The sequence below is a fragment of the Hyphobacterium sp. CCMP332 genome, from assembly GCA_014323545.1.
Classification (GTDB): Bacteria; Bacteroidota; Bacteroidia; order Cytophagales; family CCMP332; genus CCMP332.
Map to the genome: position 1 here is coordinate 2,956,329 of CP058647.1, position 22,324 is coordinate 2,978,652.

Genomic DNA, 22,324 nt, shown 5'->3' on the forward strand with positions numbered 1-22,324 from the left:
ATGGAGACAAAGAAAAACTACTTGGTCGGCATATTTGATGACAGCGAAAAGGTGCTACATGGAATTAGCCATGTTCGCGAGCAAGGTGTTAAAATAGAAGAAGTTTTTACACCCTATCCAGTCCACGGAATAGAAGCGAAATTAGGATATAAAAGAAGCAAACTTTCAGTGGCGGCATTTATGTTTGGAGCACTGGGTACCTCATTGGCAATTTTAATGCAGGTATGGATGTTAGGCATCGATTGGCCCATGATTATTGGTGGTAAGAACTTTGTTTCTGCACCAACTTTTGTGCCGGTTACCTTTGAATTAACGGTATTGATAGGTTCTTTAGGGATGGTTGGAACATTCTTTGTTTTAAGTGATTTAAAACCGCATAAAACGCCAAGAATATTTGACCTTCGTAGCACAGATGACAAAATGGTTATGGCTGTAGATCTGGCTGTGAACAAATTGAGCGAAAATGAAATACAATCAATACTTCAGGCAGCAGGTGCATCAGAAGTATACAGAAAAGACTTTGAATGAATATGAGAGCTAAAACTTTTAACTTAATTATTCTCATCGGCCTGGCCGGTATTATTGCTTCTTGTAGTGCAGGTGGTAATGACCAGGGTGTAGAATATGCCCCCAATATGTATCACTCCGTTCCCTACGAACCATTAAAACAGGTTACCGATAAAACCTCGGGAATGTGGGTTAATTCTTCAGAACAGGAAATAGGAGAATACTATAACTCAAACCCTAACAATCCGCATGAAATGAACATGCGTGAACCGGTGGAGAATACCATTGCAAGGAGAAACTATACCATCAACGATAAGGATTCATCAGAAAACGTTTATTTCCTGGCGGAAAGACTCCACAAAGACAGTTTGGAATTGGCGGGTAAAATTTTACAAAATCCTTTGCCGGAAACTCCTGAAGTTTTAGCCGAAGGAAAAGAATTGTATCTACAGTTTTGTCAGCATTGCCATGGCAAGCAGGGTGCTGCCGATGGTAAAGTAGCCGAGCAATATCCAGGTGTACCAAAATATAACTCTAGAGCCGTTAAAAATGTAAGTGGTGGGCATATTTATCATGTCATCACGCATGGAAAAGGCAGAATGTGGCCGCATGGATCTCAAATGTCTCCTGAGGAGCGATGGAAAATAGTGCGATACGTTCAGGAATTACAAAAACTGTGAATCACTTATGAGTATGGATCATAACGTTACAATTAACACTGAAGAAAAATTCGAATTCACCTCGAAAGCAAAAAGAAATCTTGTCATCACCTTGGTGGTCGGACTCTTGCTTTTTGCCTTAGGTGCATTTATGGAAATGTCGGGTTCATCACATCACGGTGAAGAACATGGTGATTCTCATGCAATGAATATATCAATTTCTGCTCAGGATCATTCCGAAGCGGATTCACATGGTCATGCGGAAGCAGAACATTCCGAAGAGGGAGGCCATAACGGATATTCGTGGATTCAAAAAGTTTATGCCAACCTATGGATCAACAATATGTTTTTCATGGGATTGGGTATCATTGGTCTGTTTTTCTTTGCCATTCAATATGTAGCCAGAGCAGGCTGGTCCACCATGTTTATAAGGATTATGTTATCATTCGGTCATTGGATTCCAATTGGAGGAGCCTTGATATTAGTTGTATTTCTTGTTGCAAAACATGATCTGTTTCACTGGACACATGATTATCTCTACAATTTAACCCTCAGCGACGGAAGTCCTAATCCGGAATACGATTCAATTCTGGCAGGGAAAAGAAGTTTTCTAAATGAGCCTTTCTATTTGATTAGAATGGTCGTAGCTGTGGCAGTTTGGACCTTGTGTTTTTACCTACTTCGAAGAAACACCTTGAAGGAAGATGTAGAAGGCGGGACAGGTTTCTATAATAAAAGCGTAACGACTTCTACTTTATTTATCATATTCTTTGCGGTGTCATCTTCTATCATGGCCTGGGATTGGATAATGTCAATAGACCCGCATTGGTTCAGCACAATGTTTGGTTGGTATGTATTTGCCAGTTGGTTTGTTTCCGGACTAGCTGCTATCACACTTCTGGCTGTTATTTTAAAAGAAAATGGTTATTTACAAGGGGTAAATGAAAACCACTTTCACGATATTGGAAAGTTTATTTTTGGATTCAGCGTTTTCTGGACTTACATCTGGTTTTCACAGTTTTTGCTTATCTATTATGCAAACATTCCGGAAGAGACGGTATATTTTTGGGAAAGGTTAAATAGCGACCATTACGCTAAATTCTTTTATGTTAATCTTTTTCTCAACTTCTTCTTCCCATTTTTGTTATTTATGACAAGAGAATCGAAGAGAAAATTTGTAATGTTGAAGTTGGTGAGTGTTATTGTATTAATTGGTCATTGGTCGGATTTTTACCTAATGATCACCCCCGGAACTTTGAAGGAGCATGGAAGCTTAGGCTTTCTGGAAATAGGAACTGCAATGATTTATCTTGCGTTATTCCTGTTCGTAGTGTTGAATGGGTTGAGTAAAATGCCTTTGATTGCAAAGAATCACCCCATGTTGGAGGAGAGTTTACATCATGATGTTTAAAAATTAACAAGGCGTAGATGACTAGTTTACTTATTGGACTTGGAGCAATATTAACTATTGCAGTTTTATTTCTGATTTTCAGATTACTTGCGGTTGTTTCTATTGTTAAAGGGACAGATAATAAAAGAGAGAAAACAAGTAACAATGTGAATGGCTTCATGTTGTTCTTTTTATTTTTAGTAGGTGTAGTGGCCATGTTTTGGTATAGCGGGATTGCAAAAGAGAATTTCCTGCCCGAATCGGCTTCTATGCATGGTAAATGGACAGACAGCATGTTCTGGGTAACCACCTGGATAACGATTGCGATGTTTCTGTTTACAAACTTTATTCTTTTCTATTTTTCCTGGCGATATAGATTTAAGGAAAGTAGGAAGGCATCATTTTATCCTGATAATAATACACTGGAAATTGTATGGACTATTGTTCCGGCAATTATTCTCACGGCATTGGTTATCACGGGGTGGAGAACCTGGACTAAGATTACTGATAAAGCACCCGATGATGCATTGGTAATTGAAATAAAAGCCAAACAATTTGGTTGGGAAGTGCGATATCCGGGAGAAGATAATGAATTGGGGCATTTCGATTATCGATTGATCGATGCGACAAATCAGTTTGGAATGGACTTTACTGATAATGCCAGTATGGATGATATCGTACCCAGAAAAATCTATCTACCAAAAGGCAAGCCAGTACTTTTCAAAATAAGAGCGGTAGATGTACTTCACAGTGTATTTGCACCTCATTTCAGACTCAAAATGGATGCAGTTCCCGGAATGAGAAATGAATTTTGGTTTGTACCGGAAATAACTACGGCGGAAATGAAAACAATTACTGCCAATCCTGATTTTACATATGAGTTGGCGTGTACTGAAGTTTGCGGACGTGGTCACTTTGCCATGAGGATGGAAATCGTTGTTCAGGATGAAAATGAGTTTAACGAGTGGTACGCCGCTGAAGAACCATGGGCGGTTAGAAATAAGGATTATGTGGATGAAGCACAAGCCAAAAGGGGTGGTGCGACAGCTCAAAAAAATAAAGAACTAAACAAAGCAATACTGTAAATTAAAAATTATGGCTACAGCAGCTTTAGAAAATACTACAACATCACACGATGATCACCACGATCACGAAGATCACGGTAATTTTTTTACGAAATACGTTTTTTCAACAGATCACAAAACCATTGCTAAGCAATTCCTGATCACAGGTTTGATGTGGGCCTTTATTGGCGGTTTGTTTTCTGTTTTATTTAGAATTCAGCTCGGTTTTCCCGACGCTGATATTTCCTGGTTAAAGCCACTTTTAGGAAGATGGATTGTTGATGGAAAATTAGACCCGGAATTTTATTTAGCCCTTGTAACAATGCACGGTACCATAATGGTGTTTTTTGTATTGACGGCAGGGTTAAGCGGTACTTTTTCTAATTTCCTGATTCCTCTTCAGATTGGTGCAAGGGATATGGCCTCCGGATTTTTAAATATGCTGTCTTACTGGTTCTTTTTTCTTTCCGGTGCAGTAATGTTTATTTCTATATTTCTAGAAACTGGTCCTGCAGCAGGAGGTTGGGTGGTTTATCCACCATTGAGTGCTTTGCCTCAGGCATTGTCGGGTTCAGGTATGGGTATGACCATGTGGTTGGTTTCCATGTCCTTGTTTATAGTATCATCATTATTGGGAAGTATTAATTACATCACAACAGTAATTAATTTAAGAACCAAAGGTATGTCTTTCTCAAGATTACCACTGACAATATGGGCATTTTTCCTTACCGCCATTATTGGAATTTTATCTTTTCCAGTCTTGTTCTCAGCTGCTCTATTACTGATTTTTGATCGATCATTTGGCACTAGTTTTTATTTATCTGAAATATATATAGGTGGGGAAGCCTTACCTAATGTTGGCGGTAGCGCAATTCTTTATCAACATTTATTTTGGTTCCTTGGCCACCCGGAAGTTTATATTGTGTTGCTTCCTGCTTTAGGAATTACTTCAGAGGTAATAGCAACGAATGCGAGAAAACCAATTTTTGGTTATAAAGCCATGATCGGTTCTATGTTGGGAATTACAATTTTAAGTTTCCTTGTATGGGCACATCATATGTTTGTTTCTGGATTGAATCCATTCCTTGGATCAATTTTTATGTTCCTTACTCTTATTATTGCTATCCCGAGTGCCGTTAAAGCATTTAATTATATTACAACTTTGTGGAAGGGAAATATAGTTTTTACCCCCGGTATGCTATTTAGCATAGGTTTGGTATCTCTGTTTATTTCAGGTGGAGTAACAGGAATTACGCTTGGTAATTCTGCATTGGACATACAATTACACGATACTTATTTCGTCGTAGCTCATTTTCACCTCGTTATGGGCGCCGCTGCATTTTTTGGAATGATGGCTGGTGTATATCACTGGTTCCCTAAGATGTTTGGCCGAATGATGGATGAAAGGCTTGGATACGTTCATTTTTGGTTTACTTTCATTGGTGTTTACCTTGTGTTTTTCCCAATGCATTATATCGGAATAGCCGGATTTCCAAGAAGATATTATTCATTTACAAACTTTGATGCCTTCAGCACTTTTACTGATTTAAATATGTTCATAAGCATTGCCGCTATCGTTACCTTTGGTGCGCAGCTTGTATTTGCATTTAACTTTTTCTACAGCATGTTCAGTGGCAAATTGGCACCGGCTAATCCATGGAGATCTAATACATTGGAGTGGTCTACGCCAAGATTCCCACAACATGGCAACTGGGTTGGAGAGATTCCTCATGTTTACAGATGGCCTTATGACTATAGCAAGCCTGGTGCAGATGAAGATTTTATCCCTCAATATGTACCTTATTCTGAAACAAAAGAATCAAACCTTCCACACGAAAATGAGTTAATGGAGAATGAAGGAAAGGCAGAGGAAGAGGGAATAGTTATTGATGAAAATAAAGCCTGATAAAAATCTTAAAAGGTTTAGAAGATTAGGAGTTACAAGCATTATTGCTGTGTACCTCCTAATTTTTGTAGGTGGTGTAGTGCGGAGCAGCGGTTCGGGAATGGGTTGTCCCGACTGGCCTAAATGCTTTGGTCAATGGGTGCCTCCTACATTAGAAAGTGAACTGCCCCAAAACTATAAAGCTATTTATAGCGAAAAGAGAAAGAATAAGAATATTAAACTGGCATCTACACTGGAATCATTCGGAGCAAGCCAAAGTGCCAAACTTATTCTGGGAGATTCAAATACTTATGTGGAAGAAGATTTCAATGCAGTAAAAACCTGGGTTGAATATATTAATCGACTGATTGGAGCAATTATTGGTATTTTGCTCATAGGATTATTCATAAGTGCTTTGCCCCTGATAAAGATTGAAAAAAGTCTTGCGGCTTTTTCGGGAGTAATCGTAATTCTGACAGGTTTTCAGGGTTGGTTGGGCTCAATAGTTGTTTCAACTAATTTGCTTCCGGGTATGATTACCATTCATATGTTATTGGCCTTGTTAATAATTTCAGCATTGATCGCCCTGGTATATAATGCATATCCCGATACAAATTTTAGTCCGAATTCTAAGGAATTTTCAAAACTTAAATACGTCTTTTTGTTTATGTTGATTGCACTTGTGCCTCAATTCATTTTAGGCACAGAGGTCAGGGAATCAGTGGACATTTTATCAAGAAACTTTGGCTTTGATAACAGAAGCAATTGGATTGCATATTTGGATAATTCATTCTATATCCATCGCTCTTTTTCATGGTTATTTTTAGCTGTCGCGATATATTCTTTTACTAAGATTTATAAAAATTACAAATCATCTGATCTGGAATTTAGAATGACATTTCTGATGATAGGAATTGTCAGTTTGGAAATTGTAATCGGTATCGGAATGTATTTTTTTGAAATACCTCCTTATTTACAACCATTGCATTTGTTAAATGGCACATTGCTATTTGGACTTGTATTGCTCTTGTTTCTAATGTCTCGAAAGTCATCTTTATTATTAAAAACAAGTGAATAAAATAAAATCCTATATTGAACTTACAAAACTCAGGTTGAGTCTTCTGGTTGCCTTTTCAGGTGCCTTTGGATATCTCATGGGACATAGTGGTGGCTTTGACTGGTTTAAATTTTCCATGTTCATTATTGGAGGTTTTATGCTTACTGGTGCTTCCAATGCTATCAATCAAATTCTTGAGAAAGATCTTGACAAATTAATGCCCAGAACGATGAACCGTCCTCTACCGAGCGGTAGAATGGAAGTATTTCAGGCAGTGCTATTTTCAGCAATACTGATCGTATTGGGTACAATTGTTCTTGCATTGTTTGTAAATATACCATCGGCCTTACTCACAATATTATCCCTGGTTCTTTATGCCTTCGCATATACACCATTGAAGCAAAAATCACCAATTTCTGTGTTGGTAGGAGCGGTACCCGGTGCACTTCCTCCATTAATTGGTTGGGTTGCGGCTACAGGAAACCTTGGAATGGGTGCGATTGTTTTGTTTTCGATTCAGTTTATATGGCAGTTCCCTCATTTTTGGTCGATAGCTTGGGTGCAGTCTGAGGCTTATTCAAAAGCCGGATTTAAAATGTTACCCTCAGCACTTGGTCCGGACAGAAAAACGGCCATTCACATGATGATGTACTCATTGTTTTTGTTGCCTTTGGGACTACTGCCGGCAAAAATGGGATTGACAGGAATTTGGTCAGCTGTGATATTAAGCATAGCGGCAATTGCCTTTATTTGGGCCACATTTGTTCACGTTAGAAAATGTGAAAAGAAATCGGCATTAAAAATTATGTTCGGATCATTTATTTATTTGCCTTTGATTCAGATCGCTTTAATTCTGGATAAAATATAATGGAAGAAGAAGAAATGGAAAGCAGAGATTTATATTTGGAGGATCAGGAAGCACGAAGACCTTTGTCTATGCATCCAATGAAATTTGCGACATGGCTGTTTATCGTGTCAATCGTAATGATTTTCGCAGCCTTAACCAGCGCTTATGTTGTAAGAAAGGCAGAAGGTAATTGGCTTGAATTCAATTTGCCAGATATGTTTTACTATACATCAGGGATTATTCTATTGAGTTCGGTGACCATGCATCTTGCCTATTATTCGATTAAAAGAGATATGTTTGAAAGAGCCAAGATCTTTATTACTGTTACGGTAATATTGGGTTTGGTCTTTTGCTATGGACAGTTTGTTGCCTGGGGAGAACTGGTCAGCAATGATGTGTATTTCGTTGGTAATCCCTCCGGTTCTTTTGTATATGTCTTTAGTGGATTACACGGAATTCATATTGTATCAGGAATTGTTTTTCTTATTATTGTACTTATCAATATTTTTAGATCTAAAATTCATTCAAAAAACATGTCACAAATGGAAATGTGTACAACATTTTGGCATTTTTTGGATGGTCTTTGGTTATATTTGTTTGGCTTTTTGATACTTAATAATTAAAAGATATGGCTACTACTACAGCGAAATTGGATTGGTCGGGAGGGAATAAACCTTTCAATGCCAGTTATGGTAAACTGATGATGTGGTTTTTCCTCATGTCGGACACCTTTACCTTTTCAGCTTTACTTGTGACCTATGGAATGATTCGTTTTAGCTATCCGGCCTATGATGGCGTGGCTGAAAATTTTGTCTTTTCACAGGAATATTGGCCAATACCTGAAATGGTATTCGATGCATTCCCATTTTTCCATGGTGTTCACCTTCCCCTGGTCTTTGTTGGTTTGATGACTTTTATACTCATTATGAGTTCGGTTACAATGGTTTTAGCGGTAGAGGCCGGCCATAGAAACAGCAAAGAAGAGGTGCAAAAATGGATGTTATGGACCATTTTGGGAGGGATTGCTTTCCTCGGATGTCAGGCCTGGGAGTGGACTCACTTTATCGTTGGTTCCGACTCCGGATTGTCAGTTAAAGAACTTGTAAATGGTGAATGGGTATCACGTACAGTATTTGGAGCCAATCTTGCTGAAAATGAATACGGACCACAGCCATTTGCTGATCTGTTTTTCTTTATTACAGGATTTCACGGAACGCACGTTCTTAGCGGCGTTGTAATCAATTATATAATTTTTTATAATGTAGTCATTGGTACTTATGAACGAAGAGGCCATTATGAAATGGTAGAGAAAGTCGGTCTGTACTGGCACTTTGTGGATTTGGTTTGGGTATTCGTTTTTACATTCTTTTATCTTGTTTAAAAAAAATAATAATGGCAGATACTACTAATTTATCACCTGAAGAAGCTTCAAAAGCACATATAAGGAAAGTTTGGAAAACGGCCGGTATTCTTGCTTTTGTAACGGCTATAGAGTTTGCAATAGCCTTTACTCCCGGAATTCCAAGAACTCTGAAAGTAGCGATATTCGTTGGTTTAACGATTGTAAAAGCTGCTTATATCGTAGGTGAGTTTATGCATCTCAAATACGAAGTCAAGATATTAATCTGGTCGATATTAATACCAATGGTATTTGTAGTTTGGCTGATTATAGCCTTATTGGTCGAAGGAGGATCTATATACGCATAATATGAAAATTAATATTAGAGCCGGTCTGCTGGTAATTTTGCTTGCAGTACCGGCTTTTTTGTTTTTGTTCCTTTTTTTCTTTGGGGAAAATCGCTTTGATCTTCCTTACTTGTTAAATCTTGGAATAGCTAAAAATGGTGAGATTGAATTAAATGAGAATTGTCGTTCATTTTCAAACCCTGATTTTCTAATTGATAATTCCGGTAAAACGGAAATTCAATCTGATTCTGTTTATCTCTTATTTGACGGAATAACAAAAGATGATTCTAAATCAATTAAAATAATTTACGATTGTATAATTGAGAATGGGCCGAGTGAAAATCATATCGCCGAGCTAAACAGATTAAAAGATAAAATTCAAAACAAGAGGAATATTGAATTGTTATTTATGTACGGCGCGGATAAAAATGAGAATTACTTTAATAGTCTTTTTAAACTTCTCGAATCAGTTTATACAGCCTATTACTTTCCGGAAGGAGTGTTGTTTTTGATTGATGAAAATAATTATTTCAGAGGTATATATAATCCCTCTGTAAAAGCTGAGGTCGACCGTTTAGTTACGGAATATCAAATTTTACTGGATAGATAAATGAATATAAGTGAAGCAAGCGAATCCAAGTACAGAAATTTAATTATTCTTCTTTCAGTAGCCATTCCATTGCTAGTGGCCATCTTAATTTTTTTCCCCCAAAGCGGAAAATTAGGTGATTTTGATGTTTCGTTTTTACCTCATCTCAACGGGGTTCTGAATACAGCCACATCCATATGTTTGATTGCAGGATTTATATTTATAAAACGTAAAAAAGAATCCTGGCATCGCTTAATGATGATCTCTGCTTTTATTATCTCGAGCATTTTTTTAGTATCTTATGTCATTTATCATTATCAGGCAGAGCCAACAAAATTTGGAGGCGAAGGAACTATTCGAATGCTATATTACTTCATTTTAATAACACATATAATATTAGCAGCGGTAGTGGTCCCTTTTGTTTTATTTTCTATTTATTATGCCATTAGTGATCAAAGAGAAAAACATAAAAAAATAGTAAAATGGACCTTTCCCATATGGGTTTATGTGGCGATTACCGGTGTTGTTGTATATTTAATGATAAGTCCCTACTATTAGGCTAATGATAAATTCATTTAAAAAAATTATTGCTTCGGGAATTCTGACATTGCTTGTCTGGATTGTAAGTGCTCAAATGGCCTTTTCTCAATGTGCCATGTGTAAAGCTACTGTTGAAAACAGTGAGAATTCAGAAACTTTTGCTGCCGGTTTGAATGCCGGAATTTTGTATCTAATGTCTGTTCCTTATATCTTATTTACTGTTATTGCCATACTTTGGTATAGAAATAGCAAGAGAAATAAAGAAAAGCGAGAAAAAATTGAAAAAAAGCTCAAACAAACCATTAGCAGAGCTTAATCTGATTATTTTAAAATTATGAAAAGCAACCTGAGAGAAGGGCTATTCCTTTTATTTTGGTTGCTATTTTTTATACTGCTGATTTTTAAGGAATTTAAACCCTCCTGGATTCCGGCATCATTAAAAACAGCAATAGTTGAAATTCAAATCGAGAATAGAATTCTGGAATTGAGTGAAACTTTCGATGAGTATTCCGTAAGATACAATTCAACCATTCCTTCATTTAAAACCTTTAGGGAATTACAATTCCCATTTCCTGTATTTATCTACCACAACAATGAATTGGTGTATTGGAATAATAATGAAATCAGGCCACCTCAGTTTCCCAAAAAATTGGATAATGGCTTGCTCTATAAAAACAGCGGATATAGTCAATCAATATATCTTATAAAAAAAACAGATAAAGAAATTACTTATTTGGGGATTATACCTCTTTGGACCAATGTTGGTATAGAAAATGAGTGGCTATCAAAAGGCTCAAACTCCAATTTTAGTTTTAATTGGGAAATTTCTGAATCCGGTCAATGTCAGAACAGCATATTTCTGAATAAGGACATTGAATTAAATATATGTTTTCGCGAGAGTGAAGCACACAATACTAAAGTATTTGGCGGCTTAGAATTCGCAATGATTTGTGTTTTTATTATTCTTTTAGGCTTGGGTTACTTTAAAATCAGGACTTCAGCTGAAATAATTTCCTCCAAAAGCAGAAAAAATCTTGGTTTGTTCTCTCTCTTTTTTCTTTTATTAATTCTGTTTTATGAATATTCAAGGAGGTTTCTACTTAATCCTGAGCCCGATTCAGTATTCTTTGTTGTTTATCCCTATTTACTGGCTTTCTTTTTATCGATGGCATTGCTCTTACTTAAGGCACCATCCTTTTTTGTTAAGTACAAAAAATGGATTATTCCTCTTGGAATCATACTCATTTATTCCTTCTCAAAATCCTACTGGATAGAAATTTTTGATAAAGAAAGTTTTGACCTGGATCTAATAAATTTTGTTCGCTTTGAATGGAAAACACTGGATGCCTACCTCGGTCTTTTTGGGATGAGCCTTGTTTTTTTTATAACGGTTAGCAGCCTTATTTTAAATACAAGGGATACATCCAATTCGGGATATGACATTTTCCTGATAGGAATATTGGCCTTATCTTTTTTTCTATTTGAAGGTCTGATAAATAGTGAATGGTATTTTGCGTATCTGATTTTGGCTTTAATTTATTCAATATGGGTCTTGAATTTTCGAAAAATTCGGAAAGCTTCATTTCAAACTAATATTGCCTATTTAATTTCTGCAATATTTTTAGTGTCTTTTTTTATTACAGAAACTACTGCATACGGAAATAATAAAAAAGAGAATAAACAAATGCGGCGGTTTGCTGACAAGGCATTGGAAACGCAATTTGAAATCGAGAAAAGTCTATTAACAAAAGCCGCGAAAGAAATCTCAAACGACAAGCTTATTTACATTGCATTTTCAAATCCTATGACCTCCAGGGAAATAATTATTCAAAAAGTTAAAAAGGTATATCTCGATTCATATTTTGATCCATTTGAGGTGAACATTGACTTTTTAAATTCTAATGGAGATAATCTTGAACCCCAATCAGGATATAGAAATCTCTTTTTCTTTAAAAGTAATTACTTAAGACAGGAGCGACGGGTATCTGAAATGGTGTATTTTATTGAACCGGATAATGACAGTAAAACCAATGATTATTTTATTCACATTGAATTAATGAATGATTCGAAACTTATTGGCCATATTCTAATTGAAGTATTCAGGGATAAGTCGAGCCCAAATAGTATATTCCCAAAACTTCTGGTAGATAAAAAATATCGTGATGTAGTTGATAACAAGTTCAAAATTCACAAGTTTCCAAAAACTAATTTTGAAAAATTGAAAGTTGAATTTGAAATTGATGAAGATGCTGCTTTAATGTTAAAAAAGTTAAATACTGGCGAAAGGCGATTCATAGAAAGCAAAGGAAGCAAAGTCCTTTTCATAGAAAGCAATGACCATTATTTTGCCATTTCTAAGAATAAAAGTGAAGCGCCTATAATATCCAGCTTTTCCATTGTTTTTATGGTCTTGAGTTTCCTTGCTATTTGTCTTTACTGGCTCATCAAAGAAAATAATTACCAGCTAAGAGAACTTCCTTTCAGGCAAAAGATTCAATTCTTTATGAACTTGGCCTTTTTACTACCCTTGATCATTGTCTCTTTGGCTGTACTAAAATTTATGAATGACAATGACCGGGAAAATGTAGAATCCAATTATCTTGAAAAAGTTCGTGTGATTTCCGAGGGAATTGAAATACCATTTCTCGATTATAAAAACGGCCTTATACCAAAACGTGTATTTTTAGAAAGAGCTTCAAAAGCTGCCGGTGTATTTTCTCTCGATTATTTCATTTACGACCTCGATGGAACCTTGAACAGCAGCTCTAAAGAAATACTCTGGGAAAGAGGAATAACCAATCGCCTGATTGAACCCGGTGCATATAATCACTTTGTTCAGAACAAGGAAGACTACTTAATTCGTGAAAATCAAATCAATGATTTTGAATACAAAATAGCCTATGCCGCACTTGAAGATCTTAATCAACAAAAAATAGGCATATTAGGAGTGCCATTTTATGAGTCAAGAGAAGAGCTTGAAACCCGCTTTATTCAACTTTTGAGCACAGTCATCAATATCTTTGTATTGACCTTTATCGTATTCATTGTCTTTTCAAATAAACTGACCGATTGGTTAATGATCCCAGTATTGCGTTTATCCGAAAAAATAAAAATCACCTCTTTTGAGAATAAAAACGAGCCTCTGGAGTGGAATACTAAAGATGAAATAGGGCAACTCGTAAATTCATATAATGATATGATTGACAAGCTCAATGAAAGTAGAAATGCCCTGGCCAGGACTGAGAAAGAAGCGGCATGGAAGGAAATGGCGCAACAGGTTGCTCATGAAATTAAAAATCCTTTAACGCCTATGCGGTTGAGGCTTCAACAATTAATCAGACAACAGAATCTCAATATACCGGAAGAGCAAAAATTAAGTCAAACCCTCAATTCTCTATTACATCAGGTAGACACCTTGTCAGAAATTGCTTCATCCTTTTCTGAATTTGCCAGAATGCCAAACCCCAAAAATGAAAAAGTAAATATCAATGAGGTCATTCAATTGGCATCCAATATTTATTTGGGTAAAAAAAATATAGAATTAAATCTTAATATTCCTCAAAAACAATTGTTGACCTATGCAGATGAGAATATGCTGAGTCGATCCATTGGGAATATCATTCTCAATGGAATTCAGAGTGTCGAAGAAGGTATAAATCCTGAAATTAATATTTCTCTAAATGCTCAGGGTGAAATAGCTGAAATCCGCATTAAGGATAATGGTATTGGAATTGATAAAGATGATGAAGAGAGAATTTTTATACCTCATTTCAGTACCAAAAGTAGTGGTACCGGCATAGGCTTGGCTTTGGCAAAGAAAACCATAGAATCAGCCAATGGTCGGATTTCTTTCAAGAGTGATGCTTCTGGCACCGAATTCTTAATAGAATTGCCTTTAATTAAGGATTAAAATAATTCAGGGATTTTGGATTTTTTCAAATACTTATGTGGTTTACTGAATTCGAGGATTTTTAACTCACCGCTATTCAGGTTGTTTATTTCAATATTAAACTCCAAAATTCCATTTGTCCTATAGTTTTTAATATCCAGTTTGATGGTACTGAAAAGTTTATCATATTCAATTCTTTTTTCATCGAGCTTAACATTTGTTTTTGCGTCTTTAATCACAATTGAATAGGGTGTTTTTCTCTTTGATTTTGGCAATTCAAATTGAATATAGTCATGGGCAGGATCATAATAGGAATCTTTCGCTTTATAAACGACTAAAATATCTTGAATTAAAAGCTGACTTGAATCCTGTCTCATTCCGGAAATTTTATAGAAATATGAACCTTCCAGGGTCTCATTAAGAGTGTCGTATTTGTTGAATTCTACAAAAGGTTCTCCAAATGAATTTCTCAAATTTGGTGTGGACCACACAATTTTAGATTTTTTTTCTGAATCGTGTCGTCTTAGAATCTGATATTCCTGCATTTGTTCAGCCTCAAAAGTATCCATAGTCCATTGAAACTGTACAATGGGATTTTGAGTAAAAATAGTATCGCTAAAGGTTGTCTTGTCTGGAAGTAGGGCAAATATTGGAGGGTCTGTGCTTACATCAATATCAAAATAACAATAGTCGTGAAGATAGCCATCGATAATCATTAAGTAAGTCTTGTTTGCACTAAGGTTCAATTTTATATACATGTCATCCTGATGGCCGTTTGAAACACAATCTAAAATTTCATAGGATTCCGGCATACAGGGCTCGCCATCAATTATTACAGCCTGAACACCCCGCACATCTCGGCATTCCTGATTTCGAATATTGATATAATAATCACCGGAATCCAGAGTGGTGAATTCAAACCATTGATCATTATGATAAATCAGACATTGATCCGTCAATGCAATATTTAAACACTCTTTTTGGACAGTGCATTCTTCTGTATGTGAGATGTAAGGCCTGTCATTAATCTTAAGGGGATGTCTGTTTTCTATGTCATCATTATAAACAGACTGTGCATGTAGCTGTGTGATAGAAATGACAAACAATAAAAACGGTCTTAGTGCCAATGTTTTTTTGCTTCTCTAACTAATTTACTACTCATTATAAAATCTAATAGTTCAGGCTGCTCGGAATGCATTATATCGTCTTTAGAGCCTTCCCATTTTTTATATCCTTCATGTAAAAACATGATATAATCACCTATTTCAACTACAGAATTCATATCATGGGTAACCACAATGGTGGTAGTATTAAATTCTTCTGTTATTTCCTTAATTAAATTATCAATGGTTATTGACGTTTGAGGATCGAGTCCCGAATTGGGTTCATCGCAAAAAAGGTATTTTGAATTGAGTGCAATGGCTCTTGCAATACCTACTCTTTTTTTCATTCCTCCACTGAGTTCGGAAGGCATTTTGCTGTTAGAATTTTCCAATCCAACTAGTTTTAAACAGGTATTTACCCGGTCGTGTTTTTCATCCATACTCATTTTAGTGAGCATGTCCATCGGAAATTTGATATTTTCTTCAACGGTTTTGGAATCAAAAAGCGCCGAGCCCTGAAAAAGCATACCAATTTCACGCCGAATGGCTTTCTGTGTATCTCTGTTGCCTCGAATAAAATCGCGTTCATTGTAATATACTTCTCCAATATCAGGAGAGATAAGACCTACTATACATTTTAATAAAACACTTTTTCCCGTTCCGGAGGCTCCAATGATTTGATTGACCATTCCCTGAGAAAAGGTGCCACTCACGCCTTTTAATACTTCTTTTTCTCCAAATCTTTTCTCTATATTCTTAAATTCTATCATCAGAAAACCAATAGTAATTGAGCCAAAAGATAATCTGCAATCAAAATTGCAATACAACTGGAAGTTACCGCCCCTGTAGATGCAATTCCAACCTCAAGTGCACCGCCTCGGGTATGAAAACCCCAAAACGCTGAAATCGATGAAACGAGGAATGCAAAAGCAAAAGATTTGATCAAAGCAAAACTCACATTGAATGGAATAAAATCTGCTCTTAATCCATAGGCGTATTCATGCGGTGTTATGACGCCAGTCATAATACCTGCAAAATAACCTCCAAGTAATAGCAATCCGGCACTTAGAATTACAAGCAGGGGGTAAACTATAAGGGATGCGATTACTTTTGGCAAGACTAAATAGGAGGTTGCATTTATTCCCATTACCTCGATAGCGTCTATTTGTTCGGAAATTCTCATCGTTCCCAGCTCACTTGAAATATTGGATCCTACCTTACCGGCAAAAACTATGGCCATAATAGTAGGGGACATCTCGAGTATAGCCATATCTCTTGTTACCAATGCAATAACATAATCCGGAATAAGCGGGCTTATGAGATTATGGGCAGTTTGAACAACAGTTACAGCGCCCATAAAAGAAGAAACCAACACAAAAATGAAAACTGAATTTACACCAATCTGATAACATTCATTTACCACCATTTTTACATACACACCAAAATTCTCTCTGTTGGTGAACATATTGTACAGGAATATAAAATACCTTCCGAGTTGGCCCATATTTGTATTAGATTTAGCGCAAATTTATAAAGCTGCTGAACTTTATTTGTTTAAGATTCTTTTATTAACGTAAATCATTTCCAATTTATGTCTAAAGTTGCGATTGTCACAGGAGGAACCAAAGGAATTGGTAAAGCAATTATAGAAAAATTTTCATCTGAGGGCTTTGATATAGCTACCTGTTCCAGAAATGAGAAGGACTTAAAACATTTAAAGACAAGGATTGAAAAACAATACAAAAATGAAGTGTATGTCCAAAAAGTAGATGTTTCGGATAAAAAAGTACTTCAGCAGTTTGCCGGTAATGTTTTAAAATGGAATAGTAACATTCATATTCTGGTGAACAACGCCGGGGTTTTCATTCCGGGTAAGATCACAGAAGAAGAAGACGGTTCCCTTGAAAAAATGATGTCTATTAATACTTATAGCGCTTATTATTTGAGCCGTTATATCATTGATTCAATGAAAAATAAAAAAGGGGCTTATATTTTTAATATTTGCTCTACAGCTAGTATTATGCCCTATTTAAATGGGGGTTCTTATTGCATTTCCAAACATGCCATGCTTGGTTTTAGTAAAATATTAAGAGAAGAATTAAAGGAAATTGGAATTCGAGTTTCAGCCGTTTTACCAGGCGCAACCTATACAAGCAGCTGGGAAGACGTGGATTTGCCCGAATCGCGTTTTATTAAATCTTCCGACATTGCGGAAACAATATGGTCGGCATTCAGTTTATCTGAAAATACCGTTATTGAAGAATTAATCGTTAGACCTCAATTGGGCGACATTTAAATGAAGCTTATCTTTATGCTAAATTAATCACAGAAATGATTAGTGCTGAAATCAAGGATTTAAAAAAATATTGCGAGGATCTTCTTTCCTATAAAAGAAGACCAACCAGGGAGGTGATGATTGGAAATGTTGGAATTGGAGGTTCTAACCCTATCAGAGTACAATCAATGACAACGGTTGACACCATGGATACTCAGGGCTCCATTGAGCAGAGTATTAGAATGATAGACGCAGGCTGTGAAATAGTAAGAATTACAGCACCCAGTTTAAAAGACGCAGAAAACCTTAGGAACATTAAAGAGGGCTTAAGAAAAAGGGGATATGATACACCCTTGGTAGCAGATATCCACTTCACTCCAAATGCAGCTGAATTAGCGGCAAAGATTGTTGAAAAGGTTAGGGTCAATCCGGGCAATTATGCAGATAAGAAAAAATTTGAGGCGATAGAATATACGGATGAAAGCTACAAGGAAGAGTTACAGCGAATAAGACAAAAATTCGAACCACTGGTCAAAATCTGTAAGGAAAATAATACGGCCATGAGAATTGGAACCAATCACGGTTCACTTTCAGACCGAATTATGAGCCGATATGGGGATACGCCTCTGGGAATGGTAGAATCCGCATTGGAATTTATAAGAATCTGTGAGGACATGGATTATTTTGACATTGTGATTTCAATGAAAGCGAGCAATCCACAAGTGATGGTTCAGGCTTATAGATTATTGGTTCATAAACTCGAAGAAGAAAACTTACAACCCTATCCCTTACATCTTGGAGTAACTGAAGCAGGAGATGGAGAAGATGGTAGAATTAAATCAGCAGTTGGAATAGGCACGCTGCTGGAAGATGGACTCGGTGATACGGTAAGAGTATCATTGACTGAGGAACCTGAGGCCGAAATTCCTGTATGCAACAGACTGGTTGATCGCTATCTTAAAAGACCGGGACATGCAAAACTGCCGGAAATTAATTTGGATGCTTATACACCTTTTGAATACAGAAAAAGAAATAGCATAGAAGTAGCAAACTTTGGAAATAAAAATTTCCCTAGGGTTGTAGCCGATTTAAGTCATATTTCCGATCTGAAAATGGAAGATTTAAATGTAATAGGACATCATTATTTTTCACTTACGGATAAATGGAATATGAGTGATCAGGGTGCTGATTATGTTTATTCAGGAAAGAATAAAATTGACTTTATGCTCCCAAATGGAGTTCGGGAAATCGTGGATTCTGAAATCTGGACTTCTCTGGAAGATCAATCAACAGCATATCCACTATTTGACTTAAAAGATTGGGGGAATTCAGACGCACATAAGCATTTGAACTTTATAAAAATTTCAATTGATGATATTACATCTGAGGGACTTGAAGATTTTTTGCAAGAAAACGTTGTTTTCATGTTATCGGCCAAAACAAATCATAGATACCCGGAGTTGAGATCAGCATTTCTGGAATTACAGAATAGAAACATTAATTCACCTGTACTGATATTTTCCGATTATGGAGCTTTAAATTCTGAGGATTTCAGACTGTATTCCTCCACAGATACGGGTGGGCTATTTGTTGATGGCTTTGGCGATGGGATATGTTTAAATATAAAAGCTCTCGAAAATTCCAGAAGTGAAAATCTGAAATTGGCGAAATTAGCAAATCAAACGGCGTTTGGTGTGTTGCAGGCAACACGAACAAGAATGTCCAAGACAGAATATATTTCTTGCCCATCCTGTGGCAGAACTCTTTTTGATCTCCAGGACACCACTGCCATGATCAGGAAAAGAACCGATCATCTCAAGGGTGTTAAAATTGGTATCATGGGTTGTATCGTTAATGGCCCAGGTGAAATGGCTGATGCAGATTACGGATATGTTGGATCAGGAAAAGGCAAAATTACTTTGTACAAAGGAAAAGAAGTAATAAAGCGAAGTGTCCCTTCGGAAAATGCGGTGGATGAACTTATTGAAATAATAAAATCAGACGGAATGTGGCGAGAGCCGGAAAATCAGGAATTATGAAATTAAAAGAGTATTTTGGGTTTAAAGAAGTATTGTTTTACTTTTTTAGAAAGAAAGATCCCAACAGACCAAGCAGTTTTAATTTGAAAATGATGCATGGAATAAATAAAATTTCAATCATTATGTTTCTTGTAGGGATCATATTTGTTATTGCAAAACGCTTTTTCTAATGACTTTTGAGGCTTTTGTAGAATACTGCCTCGGAAAAAAATCCGTTACTGATACTTTTCCATTCGGACCCGATGTGTTGGTCTTTAAAGTCAAGGGTAAAATGTTTGCATTGGCAGATGTGGAGCTTTTTGAAAGTATAAATTTAAAGTGCGATCCTGAAAGGTCCATTGATCTACGTGAACGTTATCCCGGAATTACACCGGGTTATCATATGAATAAGACGCACTGGAATACTGTGTTAACTGATGGCAGTGTCCCCGATAAATTAATGTATGAGTTGATTGATCATTCCTATTATTTAATTGTAAAGAGTCTTCCTAAAAAAGATCAATCCGGATTAATTTAATTTATGACTGAAGCAAAAAAAGGAGAACCACAAGAAAAAGATTTAAGTCCTGTTCCGGACCGACCAAAAGAAATAAATCAAATTCTTGATGAACAAATAGCCTCTAGTTTAAAAGAATTTAACCGATCAAATCTTGGCTTGTTTATTTCCTCATTTTCAGCCGGGCTTGAAATTGCATTTAGTGTTTTGGTAATGGCTTCTGTAGTTACATTGTTTTATGAATCTCTTAGCCATGAATCATTAACCTTGGCTCTGGCATTGTGTTACCCGGTCGGTTTCATATTTGTAATAATTGGACGATCCGAATTGTTTACAGAACATACATCACTGGCCATTTTACCTGTATTAAATGGCTCAGTTAGCATTAAAAGTCTTTTGGCCTTATGGGGAATCGTTTACGCCGGAAATATTATTGGAGGATTGATATCTGCAATCCTAATAACTTTTATAGGTACAGAAATCGGATTCGTCAACTTTGAATCATTCGCTTTATTATCTGAAAAGCTTACTTCACATAATTGGTATGTCATTTTGTTTTCTGCGATTCTAGCCGGATGGATGATGGGCTTACTTGGCTGGTTAATTACTTCATCCCAGGAAACCCTAAGCCGGATCTTCATGGTTATATTGGTAACCGCCATAATCGGACTTGCAGGATTGCATCATTGCATAGTAGGATCGGTGGAATTGCTTACCGGCCTTCTTTCTGGCCACGGTCCCGGATTTGCTGATTATATTAATGTTCAGTTTTGGTCAACCATCGGAAATATAATCGGAGGAACCTTTTTTGTGGCTATTCTAAAATTTAGTCATGTGAGGGTAAATTAAGTTTTAAATCGTTTAAAGCTTAATTAAATTTAATTATTCTAATAATTAATTGCATAATACTAGGGGATTGAGATTTTAAGGAACAATAACTTAGGGAAGTCATTATTTCTTTAGATGTTAGGCAATATCACAAGGTGGAAAATCTACCATAGCGACTTATTATCTGTTCAGGAGGATAGGTGCGTTCTTATTCAAAATCAAATTTTTAATTAATTATGGCCAATTGTTTCGCATTGATGGGTTGGAGTTTACCTGTCATCGAAAGTATGCAAAAACTCGGCAAATCTTATGTAGTTGTATCTTTTCCTGATTTTCAGCAATACGCTGATGAAAATAACATTCCCTTCCTTCCTTACACACTGGATGAGTGGAATGATACGTCCAATTCCCTTGATTTAGCAGAAAAACTAAAACCTTTTAATGTTGATGTAGCTGTTCCATTATTTGAAGAAACAGTAGAATGGGCAGGAGCTTTAAATTCGATTTATAGAAATGATCCGCGTGTTCTCAATCGTGCATTTTTGTTTAGAAACAAGGCCATGATGAAAAGAAAAGCCTTAATCGGCGGACTTCGGGTTGGGCTTTTTGAGGAGGTGCATAATAAAGAAGGCGTAAAAGCATTTATGAGGCGTTTAAATGAGGCTAATCTTCAATTACCAGGTGAGGAAGATTCCTGGGTACATATTAAGCCTTTTGCATCTGCAGGAACTGTAGGGCATCGCTTGTTAAAATCCATGAATGATATCGATGAAAAATGTCAGGATGGTGATTTTCCATGCCTGGCAGAAAGTCACTTACCGGGAAGGGAATTTTCTTGTGAAGCCTTTGTGCACAAAGGAAAAATTAAATTTCTGAATATTACGGAGTATGTCAAGCTGGGCTATTCAAATTTTATACCTGAGGGACACTATTTGCATTCCAAAAGAGATTTGATAGAGAAACACGTACAAAAACTTGTGGATATTTTTGGGATAGAATACGGAATGGTACATCCGGAGTGGTTCTTAACCGAAAACGACGAATTAAATTTCGGGGAAACAGCATGTAGAATTCCTGGAGGGCATATTTTAGAATTGTGTGGAAAATCCTATGATTTTGACGCCCTGGCAGCTTTTGTTTTATGTCACGATCCAAATGCAAGTGATGAAGAATTGGATAATATCTTTCCACCAAAAGATTACAGGCCCGAAAACTACAACGGCAACGTAATGATCTATCCGAGGAAATCACAATTTTCTAAACTTGAAATACCAGAGGAATTGAATAATGAACCATATTTTGTGGATCATAACCTGATTCCTCCATTATCTACTCAAAAAATCAGTGATAGCAGGGAAGGCTTTGGAAATCATTTTGGGACCATCAATTTTAAAGGTGAAGATCCCGACAGAATGACTGAATTGCTCCGGCACTATGAACAAGTAGATTTTTATATCTAATCAAAATTTT

Annotated in this window: 23 protein-coding genes; 20 read left to right on the forward strand and 3 right to left on the reverse strand. The window is 36.3% G+C overall.

From position 1 onward, the window contains the following. The 14 genes from HZR84_12995 to HZR84_13060 are packed head-to-tail and all read left to right on the forward strand — an operon-like array spanning position 1 to position 14,134. A complete protein-coding gene (locus tag HZR84_12995) occupies positions 1-528 on the forward strand; it encodes a DUF3341 domain-containing protein (GenBank protein ID QNL22815.1) in 528 nt (175 codons plus the stop codon). 2 nt (positions 529-530) lie between these two features. Further along, positions 531-1,187, forward strand: a complete 657-nt coding sequence (locus HZR84_13000; GenBank protein QNL22816.1) for a cytochrome c — start codon at positions 531-533, stop codon at positions 1,185-1,187. A 13-nt stretch (positions 1,188-1,200) separates the two neighbouring features. Continuing rightward, entirely contained in the window at positions 1,201-2,577 is a 1,377-nt protein-coding gene (locus HZR84_13005) for a quinol:cytochrome C oxidoreductase (GenBank protein QNL22817.1), read from the forward strand. Positions 2,578-2,594: 17 nt separating this feature from the next. Next, on the forward strand, positions 2,595-3,641 hold the full coding sequence (locus HZR84_13010; protein QNL22818.1) for a cytochrome c oxidase subunit II: 1,047 nt from the start codon (positions 2,595-2,597) through the stop codon (positions 3,639-3,641). Positions 3,642-3,651: 10 nt separating this feature from the next. After that, the gene (locus HZR84_13015; protein ID QNL22819.1) at positions 3,652-5,526 is read left to right on the forward strand and encodes a cbb3-type cytochrome c oxidase subunit I; all 1,875 of its coding nucleotides are present in this window, start codon (positions 3,652-3,654) and stop codon (positions 5,524-5,526) included. After that, positions 5,510-6,583, forward strand: a complete 1,074-nt coding sequence (locus HZR84_13020) for a COX15/CtaA family protein (protein QNL22820.1) — start codon at positions 5,510-5,512, stop codon at positions 6,581-6,583. Before HZR84_13015 ends, HZR84_13020 begins: the two co-directional genes overlap by 17 nt. Further along, positions 6,576-7,430, forward strand: coding sequence for a protoheme IX farnesyltransferase (gene cyoE / locus HZR84_13025; GenBank protein QNL22821.1), 855 nt, complete (start codon positions 6,576-6,578; stop codon positions 7,428-7,430). Before HZR84_13020 ends, cyoE begins: the two co-directional genes overlap by 8 nt. 14 nt (positions 7,431-7,444) lie before the next feature. After that, positions 7,445-8,032 (forward strand): cytochrome c oxidase subunit 3, encoded by a 588-nt coding sequence (locus HZR84_13030; GenBank protein ID QNL23266.1) that lies wholly within the window; start codon positions 7,445-7,447, stop codon positions 8,030-8,032. 5 nt (positions 8,033-8,037) lie between these two features. Beyond that, positions 8,038-8,790 carry a cytochrome c oxidase subunit 3 gene (locus HZR84_13035; protein ID QNL22822.1) on the forward strand — a complete coding sequence of 251 codons (753 nt, stop codon included), beginning with the start codon at positions 8,038-8,040 and terminating at the stop codon, positions 8,788-8,790. Between the two features lie 11 nt (positions 8,791-8,801). Beyond that, a complete protein-coding gene (locus HZR84_13040) occupies positions 8,802-9,116 on the forward strand; it encodes a cytochrome C oxidase subunit IV family protein (GenBank protein ID QNL22823.1) in 315 nt (104 codons plus the stop codon). A 1-nt stretch (position 9,117) separates the two neighbouring features. Then, on the forward strand, positions 9,118-9,705 hold the full coding sequence (locus tag HZR84_13045; GenBank protein QNL22824.1) for a hypothetical protein: 588 nt from the start codon (positions 9,118-9,120) through the stop codon (positions 9,703-9,705). Next, positions 9,706-10,242 (forward strand): DUF420 domain-containing protein, encoded by a 537-nt coding sequence (locus tag HZR84_13050; protein QNL22825.1) that lies wholly within the window; start codon positions 9,706-9,708, stop codon positions 10,240-10,242. A gap of 7 nt (positions 10,243-10,249) precedes the next feature. Next, the gene (locus HZR84_13055; protein ID QNL23267.1) at positions 10,250-10,540 is read left to right on the forward strand and encodes a hypothetical protein; all 291 of its coding nucleotides are present in this window, start codon (positions 10,250-10,252) and stop codon (positions 10,538-10,540) included. 18 nt (positions 10,541-10,558) lie between these two features. After that, positions 10,559-14,134, forward strand: a complete 3,576-nt coding sequence (locus tag HZR84_13060) for a HAMP domain-containing histidine kinase (GenBank protein QNL22826.1) — start codon at positions 10,559-10,561, stop codon at positions 14,132-14,134. On the opposite strand, the gene HZR84_13065 is transcribed toward HZR84_13060, so the two are convergent. Genes HZR84_13065 through HZR84_13075 form a run of 3 tightly spaced genes read right to left on the reverse strand, consistent with a single transcriptional unit; the run spans position 14,131 to position 16,720 of the window. Next, positions 14,131-15,240 (reverse strand): hypothetical protein, encoded by a 1,110-nt coding sequence (locus HZR84_13065; protein QNL22827.1) that lies wholly within the window; start codon positions 15,238-15,240, stop codon positions 14,131-14,133. The genes HZR84_13060 and HZR84_13065 overlap by 4 nt on opposite strands. Continuing rightward, positions 15,231-15,986: an ATP-binding cassette domain-containing protein gene (locus HZR84_13070; GenBank protein ID QNL22828.1), complete on the reverse strand. Its 756-nt coding sequence runs from the start codon at positions 15,984-15,986 to the stop codon at positions 15,231-15,233. The genes HZR84_13065 and HZR84_13070 overlap by 10 nt, the downstream gene beginning before the upstream one ends. Next, positions 15,986-16,720, reverse strand: coding sequence for an ABC transporter permease (locus HZR84_13075; protein ID QNL22829.1), 735 nt, complete (start codon positions 16,718-16,720; stop codon positions 15,986-15,988). The genes HZR84_13070 and HZR84_13075 overlap by 1 nt, the downstream gene beginning before the upstream one ends. An 87-nt stretch (positions 16,721-16,807) precedes the next feature. Between HZR84_13075 and HZR84_13080 the strand changes: the two genes are divergently transcribed. The 6 genes from HZR84_13080 (at position 16,808) to HZR84_13105 (ending at position 22,314) form a co-directional block, all read left to right on the forward strand. Continuing rightward, positions 16,808-17,512, forward strand: a complete 705-nt coding sequence (locus HZR84_13080; protein QNL22830.1) for an SDR family oxidoreductase — start codon at positions 16,808-16,810, stop codon at positions 17,510-17,512. A gap of 35 nt (positions 17,513-17,547) precedes the next feature. Next, the gene (gene ispG, locus HZR84_13085) at positions 17,548-19,530 is read left to right on the forward strand and encodes a (E)-4-hydroxy-3-methylbut-2-enyl-diphosphate synthase (GenBank protein QNL22831.1); all 1,983 of its coding nucleotides are present in this window, start codon (positions 17,548-17,550) and stop codon (positions 19,528-19,530) included. Further along, on the forward strand, positions 19,527-19,700 hold the full coding sequence (locus HZR84_13090) for a hypothetical protein (GenBank protein QNL22832.1): 174 nt from the start codon (positions 19,527-19,529) through the stop codon (positions 19,698-19,700). The genes ispG and HZR84_13090 overlap by 4 nt, the downstream gene beginning before the upstream one ends. After that, positions 19,700-20,047, forward strand: a complete 348-nt coding sequence (locus HZR84_13095; protein ID QNL22833.1) for an MmcQ/YjbR family DNA-binding protein — start codon at positions 19,700-19,702, stop codon at positions 20,045-20,047. Before HZR84_13090 ends, HZR84_13095 begins: the two co-directional genes overlap by 1 nt. A gap of 3 nt (positions 20,048-20,050) precedes the next feature. Next, positions 20,051-20,875 carry a formate/nitrite transporter family protein gene (locus HZR84_13100; GenBank protein QNL22834.1) on the forward strand — a complete coding sequence of 275 codons (825 nt, stop codon included), beginning with the start codon at positions 20,051-20,053 and terminating at the stop codon, positions 20,873-20,875. Positions 20,876-21,090: 215 nt separating this feature from the next. Continuing rightward, entirely contained in the window at positions 21,091-22,314 is a 1,224-nt protein-coding gene (locus HZR84_13105) for a carboxylate--amine ligase (protein ID QNL22835.1), read from the forward strand. Positions 22,315-22,324: the final 10 nt, after the last annotated feature.

Bases quoted from the DNA above. Each gene is read 5' to 3' on its own strand.
- ispG (QNL22831.1), top strand. From the start codon at position 17,548: ATGATTAGTGCTGAAATCAAGGATTTAAAAAAATATTGCGAGGATCTT.
- HZR84_13050 (QNL22825.1), top strand. From the start codon at position 9,706: ATGAATATAAGTGAAGCAAGCGAATCCAAGTACAGAAATTTAATTATT.
- HZR84_13095 (QNL22833.1), top strand. From the start codon at position 19,700: ATGACTTTTGAGGCTTTTGTAGAATACTGCCTCGGAAAAAAATCCGTT.
- HZR84_13045 (QNL22824.1), top strand. From the start codon at position 9,118: ATGAAAATTAATATTAGAGCCGGTCTGCTGGTAATTTTGCTTGCAGTA.
- HZR84_13000 (QNL22816.1), top strand. From the start codon at position 531: ATGAGAGCTAAAACTTTTAACTTAATTATTCTCATCGGCCTGGCCGGT.
- HZR84_13030 (QNL23266.1), top strand. From the start codon at position 7,445: ATGGAAAGCAGAGATTTATATTTGGAGGATCAGGAAGCACGAAGACCT.
- HZR84_13035 (QNL22822.1), top strand. From the start codon at position 8,038: ATGGCTACTACTACAGCGAAATTGGATTGGTCGGGAGGGAATAAACCT.
- HZR84_13010 (QNL22818.1), top strand. From the start codon at position 2,595: ATGACTAGTTTACTTATTGGACTTGGAGCAATATTAACTATTGCAGTT.
- HZR84_13060 (QNL22826.1), top strand. From the start codon at position 10,559: ATGAAAAGCAACCTGAGAGAAGGGCTATTCCTTTTATTTTGGTTGCTA.
- HZR84_13100 (QNL22834.1), top strand. From the start codon at position 20,051: ATGACTGAAGCAAAAAAAGGAGAACCACAAGAAAAAGATTTAAGTCCT.
- HZR84_12995 (QNL22815.1), top strand. From the start codon at position 1: ATGGAGACAAAGAAAAACTACTTGGTCGGCATATTTGATGACAGCGAA.
- HZR84_13090 (QNL22832.1), top strand. From the start codon at position 19,527: ATGAAATTAAAAGAGTATTTTGGGTTTAAAGAAGTATTGTTTTACTTT.
- HZR84_13020 (QNL22820.1), top strand. From the start codon at position 5,510: ATGAAAATAAAGCCTGATAAAAATCTTAAAAGGTTTAGAAGATTAGGA.
- HZR84_13070 (QNL22828.1), bottom strand. From the start codon at position 15,986: ATGATAGAATTTAAGAATATAGAGAAAAGATTTGGAGAAAAAGAAGTA.
- HZR84_13040 (QNL22823.1), top strand. From the start codon at position 8,802: ATGGCAGATACTACTAATTTATCACCTGAAGAAGCTTCAAAAGCACAT.
- HZR84_13075 (QNL22829.1), bottom strand. From the start codon at position 16,720: ATGGGCCAACTCGGAAGGTATTTTATATTCCTGTACAATATGTTCACC.
- HZR84_13105 (QNL22835.1), top strand. From the start codon at position 21,091: ATGGCCAATTGTTTCGCATTGATGGGTTGGAGTTTACCTGTCATCGAA.
- HZR84_13005 (QNL22817.1), top strand. From the start codon at position 1,201: ATGGATCATAACGTTACAATTAACACTGAAGAAAAATTCGAATTCACC.
- HZR84_13015 (QNL22819.1), top strand. From the start codon at position 3,652: ATGGCTACAGCAGCTTTAGAAAATACTACAACATCACACGATGATCAC.
- HZR84_13080 (QNL22830.1), top strand. From the start codon at position 16,808: ATGTCTAAAGTTGCGATTGTCACAGGAGGAACCAAAGGAATTGGTAAA.